Source organism: Clostridium transplantifaecale, assembly GCF_900626075.1.
Taxonomy (GTDB): domain Bacteria; phylum Bacillota; class Clostridia; order Lachnospirales; family Lachnospiraceae; genus Otoolea; species Otoolea transplantifaecalis.
This window is the reverse complement of the sequence record NZ_UYZY01000002.1, coordinates 1,116,561-1,128,964: the sequence shown is the minus strand read 5'-3', so window position 1 is coordinate 1,128,964 and position 12,404 is coordinate 1,116,561. Positions and strand designations below refer to the sequence as shown.

The following is a 12,404-nucleotide window of genomic DNA, read 5'->3' as shown; positions in this document are numbered from 1 at the left end:
AGGGTTGGTCCCGTTTAAAAATTCCATAACTGATTATTGAGTTGATCTTTCTTCCTGAAATTTGTCCGGACTTTATATATCAGTATCAATTGAGTGATGATACTCTTCCAGGAAATGATGCCTCTCCCCATTTTTCACATAGCCAATGCAGGCATCCAGATTAACATTTTCTACGCTTTTGAAAATATTTGTCTCAATATGCGGATTAATCTGACGGAATCGGTTGATCAGCTCTTTCATTTCCTGTCTCTTGGACAGATGGTTTTCATCCCGGCCGGCCACCGCCTCCGCCGCTTCCGTGAAACGGCAGGCACACTGGAGAAAGCGAAGGCTGTTATAGTCCTTCCAGGCCAGTATATCCGCCTCTTTCACCAGATAGAGAGGCCTGATAAGCTCCATCCCCTCAAAATTTGTACTGTGGAGCTTCGGCATCATCGTGTTCACCTGGGCGCCGTAAAGCATACTCATCAAAATCGTCTCTATCACATCGTCAAAATGATGGCCAAGCGCAATCTTATTGCAACCCAGCTTCCTGGCATTAGCATATAAAAATCCTCTTCTCATTCTGGCACAGAGATAACAGGGCGACTGATCCACATCCACCACCACATCAAAAATATCCGACTCAAATATAGTAACCGGAATATCCATAATCCCCGCATTTTCCTCAATCATCCTGCGGTTAGCCGGGTTATATCCCGGATCCATGACCAGGAAATGGAGGCCGAACTTCATCTTCCCATGCCTTAAAATTTCCTGCATACACTTCGCCAGGAGCATGGAATCCTTTCCCCCGGAGATACAGACGGCGATGTTATCACCCTCTTTAATCATATCGTATTCATTAAGCGCCCTGACAAAAGGGCGCCAGATTTCTTTTCTAAACTGCTTGATAATGCTCTTTTCTATCTCACGGCAGCGGTCCGGAGTTTTCTCTTTCTTTCGTTCCGCCGCCAAATCTATAGCTTTTTCTGCATATTGTGTACTTTCTTCATTCTGCATAAATGTTATTCTTCCTCTATTCCGTCACGTCGCTTCCTGACGCTTCTTCAGCCTCAGCCGGCGGCGTTTTTACCTCTTCCAGGGCTGCAGCGGGAACCGGCTTTCCGGTTGCCTCCTCCAGCGCCGTTCTGAGGACTTCAACTTCTTTCTGAAGTTTTTCCATCTGTTCCATCATCATCCGGTTGTGCTCACTGATAATGGTTTTCTGTTTCTTCTGGATCGGCACTCCGTCCTTCTTAACAGGGCGGGCAGGGATTCCTACGGCGGTGATATTCTCATCCAGCTGGCGCAGAAGCACGGCATTAGCCGCAATTGAACAGTTATCTCCGACTTCAAATGAGCCAAGAATTTTGGCTCCCGCTCCAACCGTCACATTATTTCCAAGCGTTGGATGTCTCTTTCCCTTCTGGGTACCTACGCCTCCCAACGTTACGCCCTGATAAATCGTACAGTTATCACCGACCACCGTTGTTTCACCGATCACTACGCCGCAGCCATGGTCGATCAGGATCCCGTGTCCCAGCTGAGCACCCGGGTGTATCTCAATCAGTGTAAAAAATCTTGCAAGCTGAGAAATCAGCCTGGCAATAAAAAACATGTGGCGCCTGTAAAACCAGTGGGCAACCCTATGCCAAATCAGCGCATGGACACCCTGATATAAAAGCAGCACTTCAAGTGCATTCCTCGCCGCCGGATCCCTCTCCTTCACGGCTTTCACGTCCAGCCAGATATCCTTAAGAATCATTCTCTCCTACCTCTTTTTTCATTATGTCTTCACAAATGTCCGCCAATGAGTACCTATGGGGTGAAGTATATCTTATTTTATTCTATGCTGTCAAGCAAAGTGTGATAATCGAAAGGGGGGAGTCGCGGTAGTTCTGCTTTTAAATGGGGATTGGGTTGAGAAATGAGGACACCGCCGTCAAGCCAGGGGCCGGGGTGGTGAGGGGGATCGATGAGTCTTTCGTCCCGGGCGTTAGGTTATCGTGGGCGGGGAATCCGGGCAGAAAAAGTTCCTGCGGGAAACGCTTTCGCTCGTTGGAGTACATAATGGTACTAACCTCGAAAAGACCTCGGTAAGTACCAATGAACTCCCAGGTTCCCTCCGGAATCTTTTTCTCCCTTCTTCCCCACAGGAAGGTTATGGCCGGGACGAAAGACTCAGCCAAGACGGCTGCCCGGCCCCTGGCCTGCGGCGGCCGATTTGTCCTCTTTCTTCAATGGGGGAGGCGCTTGCCGCTGCCACTACGTTGCTCAAGATGCCCGAAAACTACATCCTGTACACTATGAAACTATGGAAGCTTATAATCTTAGACTGTTCATTCTGCTCCTTTTTTTATGCAGCTCAAGACTTCGTCAGACTGTAAAAAAATCACGACTATATCATGAAAGCGACAATACCTCCTCCCCACTTGACGAAAGAGACAATCAGCCCCTGAAGCCGGCGGACGGGGCAACAACCTTCGCTGAGTCTTCAGTCCCGCCAACAACCTGCCCGGGGGAAGGAAGGAGAAAACTTTCCGAAGGGGACCTTGGAATCCGCCGGTGCTTGATGAGGTCTTTTCGAATCGTCGAGTAGATGTGCCCCTTACAGGGCACACCCCTCACAGAAATCCGGACGTGCGGCTTTCCCGCATCCGGCTCTTTATAAGGCGCATCGTTCACTTCTATCATGCGTATACGTTGACATAGATTTTTGGCCGTTTGAGGGGATACTGTTTTAACAACTCCCTGTATCCCTCCCACGTATAGCTGTTTCTCTGGCTTCTTCGGTTCAGCCAGTAGTACAGCCGTCTTTTTACACGCTCGTAAAAACACCAGATACTTCGGCTATTATCTGTGATTCCGTAGTAATGGTAGTAGCCAATTAAAATTTCGTTCAGCTTTTTGATGAGCTCCTTGGGGTCTTCATGTCTCTTCCGCTTAATATGCGCGTTCATTTCCCGGCTCTTCTTCGCCAACTTCTTTTTACTGGTTTTCCTCTTCACTCTGAACTTCCCGTTCCGGTTCTCGCTACAGTAGTGTGTAAAGCCTAGAAAGTCGAATGTCCCCGCCTTTTTCCCTTCTTTTTGGCTGCGTTCCTTCGCATACCTACCGAATTCAATTAGACGGCTTTTATCCTCTTGCAGGCTCAGCCCAAAGTGCCCCAGCCTACGTTTCAACCGTTCATAGAATTCTTCCGCCTCCTCTTTATATTGGAAGCACACTACGAAATCATCGGCGTACACCACCAGGCCGCAGTAGCCTTTCATCCCCGGCTTCACCTTCTCCACAAACCACCATACCAGCACATAATGCATATACAGGTTTGCCAGCACCGGGGAGCATACGGAGCCCTGGCCGCTTCCTTCCACGGTCTCATGGTACTGGTAATCCTCCAGGATTCCACTCTTCAGGATTCTCCTTACCAGGCGCGTGATATTTGGGTCTTTGATTTTGGATTCTATAAACCGTACAATCCAGTCATGGTCAAGATGTTGAAAGAAGGATTTTATATCTGCATCCAGTACATAATTCGTTTTCTCCCGTTCCAGCATCCCGTTCAGTTTCTTTATTGCCTGATGGCAGCTTCTTCCCGGACGGAATCCCATCATCTCTTCATAGAAATGGGGTTCAAACACGGCTTCCAGCAGTTCCTTTAACGCTTCCTGTACCAACTTATCCTCATAGCAGTAGATACTCAGCGGCCTCGTTTTCCCATTCTCCTTCGGTATCTCCACTTTTCTGGCTGCCTTTGGCTTATACGATTTCTTTTTCAGCCGCAGTACCAGATCTTCCAGATTCCCTTCCAGATTCTTTTCGTATTCCGCTTTGCTCACTCCATCGATTCCCACTGCTTTCTTTCCATCCATCTTTTCATGGCAGCTCTTCAACAACTCTTTGTTGATGAGATGCCCGATGGACGTAAATACCATGTCCGGATTTTCGCTTGACATCTGTGATATTCTCGCCAATTTCGTTTCCATCTTTTTTTCTCCTACCTCTGTGTGCAGTTGATGTTTCCTCTTTGATATTGCCTTATAAGGCAGGGCCGGGAGGATTCCCCGGCCCCCTCTCGACCTCCCTTTGGCGGTGCGATTCCCCGCCTTTTCGGTACTATTCGGCCTTCCGACTGCCTGCCGCCCGTTTGCCTTCCTTTTTGGTCGGCATACCCCTTCCCCACACAAGGAGGGGAGACGGCAGGCTCTCCCCAGTTGACATGATATCATTGTATAACATGATTGGCTCTCGGACACCGCAGCAGTGTGGAAAATCTCACCCTATCGATAAGCCCACATATTGCCTTCCACTACACTAAAAGCGTCGGCCTGCTGGATTTTCACAGCGTTTCGGTGCTCTATCACTCAACCCTATTACCTGGCTGTCTACGCTTAACTGGCCGCATTACTGTTGTCAGCCCAAGACTCGCTACCGGTGGTGTGGTTAGCACCTTGCCGGACAGGGTTTCCACCTGTTAAATATCACACCCTTTTCTGGGCGCACTAGCATCCGCTGCGCATTCCACAAGCGGGAGCGAGTCCCCGTAGGAATTTTTTCTCCTGGATTCCCCCTCACAACAACCTGCAAACCGGGACTGAAGACTCATATCCAACCACCCACTCCCCCGTCCGCCGTCTTACAGAGGCGTCCTCGCATCTCAACTAACTGTCCCTGATAGCAAAAAAGCCATCTGCTTCCCAGCAGACAGCTTTTCATGACATATTCGTTCTATCCCCCGTTACTTTCCGGGGCATCCAAACACATTCCGGCAGAGCCTGACATATTCCTGATACTCAGGATATTCCTTAAGCTCTGCTAAGAGATCCACCATAGAATTGTAATACCAGGCATGCTTCTCTTTTTCTTTTACATTAAAACGCTCCCAGATTTTCTCCCCCACCAGGATATAATCCCGGGCGGTGCTCCGGATATTACTCAGCTTGTCCGCCAGGGTAAGGATTTTAATCTCACGCCCCGCCGTACGCAGGTGTTCTATAGTCCGGCTCTTCCGTTCCAGCCATGTCTTGGATTTATCCTCACTCTCCTCGGCTACCAGATCCGCCACGTGGCGTCCAAAATGTACTTCCAGCTCCCCGTAAGTCACTCCGGCATCCTCGATCGTATCGTGAAGGAGAGCAGCGGCAATCACTTGTTCATCATCCGACATCATCGACGCTATCACGGCCGTCTCCAGAGGATGAGTAATATAAGGTATAGTGGAACCCTTTCTGTATGCTCCTCTGTGTGCTTTTTCCGCAAATTCGGCAGCTTCCCTTATCATTGGTTCCCCCTATTCTGATTGGCCGCAGGCCGTCTGGCCTCCGTCCCGGACAATGTGTACGTCCATCTGGTTAAATGGAATTTCAATCCCGGCTTTATCAAAGGCCAGTTTTATTTTCTCCGTAATATCCCATCTGGTCTTCCAGTAGTCCTCAGCCGCAACCCAGCCCCTTGCGCCAATCATCACCGAACTCTCTCCCAGGCTGTCTACAAACACAGTTATGTCGGAATCCTTCATAATCGCGGGGTGTTCAGTGTATAGCTTTTCAAGTATCTGCTTTGCTTTCTTTAAATCAGCTTGATAACCGATTCCCACAGTCAAATCGAGTCTTCTCTTCTCCATTGCAGTCACATTCGTGACGGTGGAATTAGCCAGCGTTCCGTTGGGAACCGTAATTGCCTTATTGTCAACAGTGGCCAGTGTCGTATATACGAGGCCAATCATGGAAACCGTTCCTTCCCCCTGGGGACAGATGATGTAGTCTCCAACCTTAAATGGTTTCATCATCAGAATCAGCACGCCTCCGGCAAAATTAGCAAGGCTCTGTTGAAGGGAAAGGCTCAGCGCCAGGCTGGCCGTACCCAGGACTGCCAGAATGGAGGTGGTATTGAAACCCAGCTGTCCAAGTATAATAAAAACCAAAAGTGCATACAGGATGAATTCCGTAAGGGAACGGAGAAATTTGGAAACGCCAACCTCCACTCCGGTCCGCTCAAAAGATGCATACATCATCTTCTGGACTATCCTAATCAGTTTTCTTCCTATCAAAAATATCAGCAGCGCAATAAACAGTTTCCAGCCAAGGGACATCAAATCAGGTCCCAGGTTAGCCAGCATCTGCTTTATCATCCCAGGCTTCAGCTGCTGAAAATCCGCAATATCCCTGTTGATTGATTCCACTGCATCTGTTGCCGCTGTACCAGCCGTTCCGGCTGTCGCCAGCATAAATATATGTCCTGTCATTCAGAATCTACCGCCTTACTTCTTTGTTCTCTTTTTCAGCGGTATTACATCCGCCGGTTTTCTGTCCGGTACGGGAGCCTTGCCGGGTTTTGTCCCGCTCTTTTTCTCCGTCTTTGCTGTTCCCGCAGTTTTTAGAGTTTCTAAAGTTTTTGCATGAACCGAGTCTTCCACAGTCTTCATCGGCGCAGACTTGCCCGCGTTCTTCACCGCCGTCTTTTTCTGTGTCTTCTGAGCCGGTTTTACAACTTTATCCGGAGTGCAGCTGAATACGCAGACACTCAATGGAGGCACCTGGATCGTGATGGAGTACTCTCTTCCGTCACATTCCTCCTCTTTGGATGTCTTCACCCTCGGGTTACCTTTTCCGCCTCCTCCAAACTTCTTCGCCTCACTGTTGAAAATCTCTTTGTACTTCCCTTCAAACGGGACTCCCGTGACATACTTTTCATGGAGAACCGGAGCAAAGTTACAGACAAAAAGGAGAGTCTCCTCTTTCTTATCCGTCTTTCTGATAAAAGACACAATATTATTGGCCGAATCCATACAGTTAATCCACTCGAATCCTTCCGGATGGTAATCGTTGCGGTAGAAAGCGGGATGTGTGCGGTACAGATAGTTCAGCTCCTTTACATATTCCTTCATCTCGTTGTGCAGCGGATACTCAAGCAGGTTCCATTCCAGCTCTGCATTCTCATTCCACTCACTCAGCTGGCCGAAATCCTGTCCCATGAACAGGAGCTTCTTGCCGGGATGTCCCATCATAAATCCGTAGGCCGCCCGCAGGTTGGCAAACTTCTCTTCCATCGTCTGGCCGGGCATCTTCCCCGCCATGGAACCCTTGCCGTGCACCACTTCATCGTGCGAGAATACCAGAACAAAATCTTCACTGTACGCATACAGCATGCTGAATGTCAGTTCACTGTAATGATGGCTTCTGAAGAACGGATCGTATTTCATATATTCCAGGAAATCGTTCATCCACCCCATATTCCACTTATAATCAAATCCGAGGCCGTCCTCCTTGACCGTCCCTGTAATCTTCGGCCATGCCGTTGACTCCTCGGCAATCAGAACCGCTCCATCTTTTCTTCCCTTAAAAACGGAATTCAGATGTTTTAAGAATTCCACCGCTTCCAGATTCTCATGGCCGCCATAAATATTGGCAACCCACTCTCCCGGATTCTTGCCGTAATCCAGATACAGCATGGACGCCACCGCATCGAACCTGATCCCGTCCGCATGGTAGCGATCTGCCCAGAACATCGCGTTGGCGATCAGGAAGTTGGAAACTCCCGGTCTTCCATAATTATAAATTAAAGTTCCCCAATGAGGGTGTGAGCCCTTTCTCGGGTCTTTGTGTTCATAAACACATGTGCCGTCAAACTGGGCCATACCCCAGGCATCCCTCGGGAAGTGGGCCGGAACCCAGTCCAGGATCACTCCGATTCCCTGGCCGTGCATATAGTCCATAAAATACATAAAATCATCAGGTGTTCCAAAACGGCTCGTAGGAGCATAATAACCGGTAACCTGATATCCCCATGACGCATCCAGCGGATGTTCCATCACCGGCATAAGCTCCACATGGGTGTATCCCATCTCTTTTACATATTCGGCCAGCTTCCCGGCTATCTCTCTGTAATTGTAGAACTCGGAACCGACGATCTCACTGCCCGTATCGTCCACTGCTGTCGGTTTACGCATCCAGGAGCCCAGATGGAGCTCATAGATTGACATCGGGTTCGTCTTAGTATCTGTCTTTGCACGTCTGTCCATCCATTCCCTGTCGTTCCACTCATACTGGTTCAAATCCCAGACCACAGACGCAGTGTTTGGCCTGAGTTCCGCATAGTTGGCATACGGATCCGCCTTCAGGGCCGGATCGCCGTTCCTGAACTTCACTTCGTATTTGTATACGGCGCCTTTCTTCACTCCGGGAATAAACAGCTCAAATATGCCGGATTCCCCCAGTTTTCTCATCTGGTGTCTCCGTCCGTCCCAGAGGTTAAAATCACCCACTACGCTGACACGCATCGCGCAGGGAGCCCACACGGCAAAATAAACACCCGGCGTTCCCTTGATCGTCATTGGATGAGCGCCCATCTTATTGTAGATTCCATAGTGGATCCCGGCCTCGAACTTCTTTAAATCCGAATCGGTAAACTGAGGCGCAAATGAATATGGATCATGAATCTCGCTCAGGGTTCCGTTATCGTAAAATACCAGCAGCGTATATTCAGCCAGAGTTTTTCTCGGTATCAGCGCCGCAAAGAAACCTGCGTCGTCCGCCAGTTCCATCTGATATTTCTTCCCTGTAGAAGTTATCTTAACTGTGATATCCCTGGCAGTCGGAATAAATGCCTGTACCAGCATACCTTCCTCTGTCATGTGGGCACCCAGCATATTATGCGGATTGGAAGCTTCTGAATATACCAGTTCCTCGATTCCGGCCCAGTCCATCAAGTCGTATAATGTTTGATCCATAAATACGCCTCCTTTTTCCTACCTGTTTTATCTTCATTCTATCATCATGAATTAAATAATACAATCACTTTACCCTAATTTTAGATTTGGCCTCTCAGCTTGTCCCACCGCCCGCCACGGTCTGCTGCGCTTCCCCCGACAGGTACCAGGCCAGCATAAGATCGACCGCCCGGCCGTAGCTCCTTACACCGTCCGTCTGGCTGTTTGCCTTTAGATACGTGTTGTTCAGCGTCTCAGCGGCCTTTGAAACCTTTGAGTCAAACCTCTCCCAGAACGCAGTATTTTCCCGGAGATCTTCCTGTACCTCCGGCCTCAGCCTGTTCCAGTATCCGGCATACGACCCATGATTTACCTCCGCCAGTGCATTACCCGCATAAATCCATCCCATCAGGCAGCCGCTGTAGCGGTATTCAGCATCATCCGCCCCGATGCAGGCCAGAAAACCGATAAAATTCGCTTCGTCCTCCCTCATAAATCCTCTCAGATGAGAAAGTTCATGGCACACCGTATGGGGAATGTTGTAAGGAGTCATTTCCGCATTGTAGTTAGCCTCCACCGTGAAGGGAGAATAAATTCCGCTGAGCTGCTGGACCGATAAAATCCTGGAAATCAGAAGCGGTTTCGGGATCGGATAATAACCGGAGAGCTGGGGATACTGTTCCCCAAGTTTATTCATTGCCCTGACTGCCTCGCGCTGAATCCCGTCTTTCGTCTGCAAGCCGGTCTCTGTATAAGAGGCGTTGACTTCGTCGGTAAGCCAGCCTAAAAGCTCTTCCAGTTCCTCTTTCGAATAACGCCCGGCCCTGTATTCCAGATAGTTGGAAAAAGGTCGGCGGTAATAATTCACTCCGCAATTTACCGTATAGATAAAAAACAAAGCTGAAATCAAAAAGAATGTTCCCGCAGCCATCTTTTTCCAGTCCTTTAAATGACGGATGCCGTAGACTAAACAGGCCAGAAACAGAATATAGATAAGAAGTTCCGCCACAGAAAAGGGAAACAGACCGAAAAAGCGGGCGAATGCAGCCGAGATCGGCGGGTAAATATAAGACGCATACCACGGACCGAACCAGGCTGTCCTGCGCGCCATCATCTGCAGGGCCGCCGAGACTGCCAGCAGGATAAGACCTGCCGCAAGCAGTGTAAATTCTCTGTTTTTCCTCACTCTTATCCCCATATTTCTTCCCCTCATCCCGAAAAACGGAAAAAAACCTTACCATTTGTGAAATTTCTTCAAAAAAACTTGATAAATCAAAAAAACTCATATACACTATTATATTGCAAACTAAACTCATTCGTCAAACAGGAGATACTATGAAAAATATAGAAACTAACTCGCAGGAGGACGGCTTCGAAAGTGAATCAGGTCTTCCCACCGGCGATGCTGCTGCGGAATATGATGCCGCTGTGGAAGGCGGCCCCGCCGGGGAGCATGAATCCGGCCTGACAGAGCCCGAACCGGGAGCCCTGGCGGAGGAGCTGGAAAAAGAGCTGGCCAGGAACACGGTCAAAAGCGAGATTCCTGAGCCGGACGCGGAGAACAGTTCTCCCGCTTCTGCAAAAGGGAAGAAGGAAAAAGAACCTATTAACTGGAAAGCTGAGATTATAAGCTGGATTCAGGTCCTCGTGACAGCGGCCCTCATCGCCTTTGTCATCGACCGCTACATTATAGCCAACAGCCAGGTCCCGACGGGTTCCATGGAAACCACGATCATGCCGGGTGACCGCGTAATTGGTTCCCGGTTAAGCTACACCTTCGGAGAAGCCGAGAGAGGCGACATTGCAATTTTCGTCTACCCTGACGACGCCGACAAGGGTATCACCACCTACTATGTAAAGCGGGTGATTGGAATGCCGGGAGACACCATTGATATTATTGACGGAAAGATTTATATCAACGGCTCCGATACCCCTCTGGATGAACCTTATCTCCACGAGGAGATGGAGGAGGAACCGCCGCAGCACTATGAGGTCCCGGAAAACTCCTATTTTATGATGGGAGACAACCGGAATTACTCCAACGACTCCAGGCGTTGGAAAAATAAATTTGTAGCCGAGGATCAGCTGGTAGCAAAGGTTCTGTTCCAGTATTTTCCAAAGATACGGAAACTTGAATAGGATTACTGTTCACACCGCTTTGCGCTGTGAACAATAACACGCTTCGAGATGCACAGAAATGGCAAAGAACACCATTTCGCGCCGCAGAACTCGGGATTTTCACGAAAAAAAGCGTGAAAACACCTCGCGGAATACATCCCGAGTGAATAGTAACTTGAATGGGAGCTTCAGGATAGTATAAAATAAAAAATAATCTTTAATCCTATATTACGAGGGAGGAACTTATGAAAAAAGTTGTAAAATTCGGCGGCAGTTCCCTTGCCAGTGCGAAACAGTTCAAAAAAGTAGGCGATATCATCCGTTCCGATAAGGCGAGGCGCTACGTCGTCCCGTCCGCACCGGGCAAGCGCAGTAAAACAGACGAAAAAGTAACAGATATGCTCTATGACTGTTACGATGCGGCATCCACCGGCGGCAGCTACGGAAAGATTTTCTCCAAAATCAAAGACCGCTATGAGCAGATCATCGAAGGTCTTGGACTCAATCTGAACCTGGATTTTGAATTCAAAAAGATAGAAGAAGACTTCATTGCCAGGAAAGGACGCGACTATGCCGCTTCCCGGGGAGAATACTTAAACGGCATTGTCATGGCTAACTATCTGGGCTTTGAGTTCGTCGATGCCGCCGAAGTTATTTTCTTTGATGAAAACGGCAGCTTTTTGTCCGATAAAACCGATGCGGAATTGTCACAGCGCCTCGACCATATTGAGCGCGCCGTTATCCCCGGATTCTATGGCTCCAAACCGGACGGCAGCATCAAGACGTTCTCCAGGGGCGGTTCCGACGTGACCGGCTCCATCGTCGCAAAAGCAATTCATGCCGATATCTACGAGAACTGGACCGATGTTTCCGGATTCCTTGTCACAGATCCCCGTCTCGTGGAGAATCCTGAGCCAATCGAAACCATTACATACCGCGAGCTTCGCGAGCTGGCCTACATGGGCGCCAGCGTTCTCCATGAGGACGCCATCTTCCCGGTCCGCAAGGAAGGAATTCCGATCAATATCAGAAACACCAACAAGCCGGATGATATGGGAACGCTTATTGTGGAGAGCACCTGCCGTAAGCCGAAATATGTTATCACAGGTATTGCAGGCAAAAAAGGATTCTGTTCCATCAACATTGAAAAAGCCATGATGAACTCCGAGATTGGATTCGGAAGAAAGGTTCTGGATGTTTTTGAAAAATACGGCATCTCTTTTGAGCACATGCCTTCCGGAATCGATACCATGACAATCTTCGTACATCAGGACGAATTCGTGGAGTTTGAGCAGTCCGTTATCGCAGGCATCCACCGTGCGGTCCAGCCGGATTCCGTGGACCTTGAATCCGACCTGGCTCTGATCGCCGTAGTGGGACGCGGGATGAAATCCGCCCGCGGTACGGCCGGAAGAATCTTCTCCGCTCTCGCCCATGCCCGTGTCAATGTAAAAATGATCGACCAGGGTTCCAGTGAGCTTAACATCATTATCGGTGTAAAGAACGATGACTTTGAACCTGCCATAAAGGCAATTTACGATATCTTTATCACGGCTGAGATGTAGTCCGTTGATTTGCCATTCAATAAAAGACCCCG

Annotated in this window: 10 protein-coding genes; 2 read left to right on the top strand and 8 right to left on the bottom strand. The window is 49.0% G+C overall.

Annotation, left to right across the window (positions count from 1 at the left end; genetic code table 11):
- Window positions 1-72: 72 nt before the first annotated feature.
- The 8 genes from EJL91_RS10655 to EJL91_RS10620 form a co-directional block, all read right to left on the bottom strand.
- Complete coding sequence (locus EJL91_RS10655) at window positions 73-1,002, bottom strand: tRNA 2-thiocytidine biosynthesis TtcA family protein (protein WP_125141908.1); 930 nt, start codon at window positions 1,000-1,002, stop codon at window positions 73-75.
- A 16-nt stretch (window positions 1,003-1,018) separates the two neighbouring features.
- Window positions 1,019-1,747 (bottom strand): serine O-acetyltransferase, encoded by a 729-nt coding sequence (cysE, locus tag EJL91_RS10650; RefSeq protein ID WP_243125303.1) that lies wholly within the window; start codon window positions 1,745-1,747, stop codon window positions 1,019-1,021.
- 139 nt (window positions 1,748-1,886) lie between these two features.
- Entirely contained in the window at window positions 1,887-2,171 is a 285-nt protein-coding gene (locus tag EJL91_RS10645) for a hypothetical protein (protein ID WP_125141907.1), read from the bottom strand.
- A 501-nt stretch (window positions 2,172-2,672) separates the two neighbouring features.
- Window positions 2,673-3,968: a group II intron reverse transcriptase/maturase gene (gene ltrA / locus EJL91_RS10640; RefSeq protein WP_125141906.1), complete on the bottom strand. Its 1,296-nt coding sequence runs from the start codon at window positions 3,966-3,968 to the stop codon at window positions 2,673-2,675.
- A gap of 752 nt (window positions 3,969-4,720) precedes the next feature.
- The gene (locus tag EJL91_RS10635; RefSeq protein WP_125141905.1) at window positions 4,721-5,263 is read right to left on the bottom strand and encodes an HD domain-containing protein; all 543 of its coding nucleotides are present in this window, start codon (window positions 5,261-5,263) and stop codon (window positions 4,721-4,723) included.
- 9 nt (window positions 5,264-5,272) lie between these two features.
- Complete coding sequence (locus EJL91_RS10630; protein WP_125141904.1) at window positions 5,273-6,226, bottom strand: mechanosensitive ion channel family protein; 954 nt, start codon at window positions 6,224-6,226, stop codon at window positions 5,273-5,275.
- A 15-nt stretch (window positions 6,227-6,241) separates the two neighbouring features.
- Window positions 6,242-8,710, bottom strand: coding sequence for a 1,4-alpha-glucan branching protein GlgB (glgB, locus tag EJL91_RS10625; RefSeq protein WP_125141903.1), 2,469 nt, complete (start codon window positions 8,708-8,710; stop codon window positions 6,242-6,244).
- 94 nt (window positions 8,711-8,804) lie between these two features.
- On the bottom strand, window positions 8,805-9,887 hold the full coding sequence (locus EJL91_RS10620) for a DUF3810 domain-containing protein (protein WP_125141902.1): 1,083 nt from the start codon (window positions 9,885-9,887) through the stop codon (window positions 8,805-8,807).
- A 137-nt stretch (window positions 9,888-10,024) separates the two neighbouring features.
- Between EJL91_RS10620 and lepB the strand changes: the two genes are divergently transcribed.
- Window positions 10,025-10,828 carry a signal peptidase I gene (gene lepB / locus EJL91_RS10615; protein ID WP_125141901.1) on the top strand — a complete coding sequence of 268 codons (804 nt, stop codon included), beginning with the start codon at window positions 10,025-10,027 and terminating at the stop codon, window positions 10,826-10,828.
- Window positions 10,829-11,052: 224 nt separating this feature from the next.
- Window positions 11,053-12,372: an aspartate kinase gene (locus EJL91_RS10610; RefSeq protein WP_125141900.1), complete on the top strand. Its 1,320-nt coding sequence runs from the start codon at window positions 11,053-11,055 to the stop codon at window positions 12,370-12,372.
- The last annotated feature ends 32 nt before the right edge of the window (window positions 12,373-12,404 follow it).

Coding starts and splice junctions, on each gene's coding strand:
- EJL91_RS10655 (WP_125141908.1), bottom strand. CDS start 1,002: ATGCAGAATGAAGAAAGTACACAATATGCAGAAAAAGCTATAGATTTG.
- cysE (WP_243125303.1), bottom strand. CDS start 1,747: ATGATTCTTAAGGATATCTGGCTGGACGTGAAAGCCGTGAAGGAGAGG.
- ltrA (WP_125141906.1), bottom strand. CDS start 3,968: ATGGAAACGAAATTGGCGAGAATATCACAGATGTCAAGCGAAAATCCG.
- EJL91_RS10635 (WP_125141905.1), bottom strand. CDS start 5,263: ATGATAAGGGAAGCTGCCGAATTTGCGGAAAAAGCACACAGAGGAGCA.
- EJL91_RS10630 (WP_125141904.1), bottom strand. CDS start 6,226: ATGACAGGACATATATTTATGCTGGCGACAGCCGGAACGGCTGGTACA.
- glgB (WP_125141903.1), bottom strand. CDS start 8,710: ATGGATCAAACATTATACGACTTGATGGACTGGGCCGGAATCGAGGAA.
- EJL91_RS10620 (WP_125141902.1), bottom strand. CDS start 9,887: ATGGGGATAAGAGTGAGGAAAAACAGAGAATTTACACTGCTTGCGGCA.
- lepB (WP_125141901.1), top strand. CDS start 10,025: ATGAAAAATATAGAAACTAACTCGCAGGAGGACGGCTTCGAAAGTGAA.
- EJL91_RS10610 (WP_125141900.1), top strand. CDS start 11,053: ATGAAAAAAGTTGTAAAATTCGGCGGCAGTTCCCTTGCCAGTGCGAAA.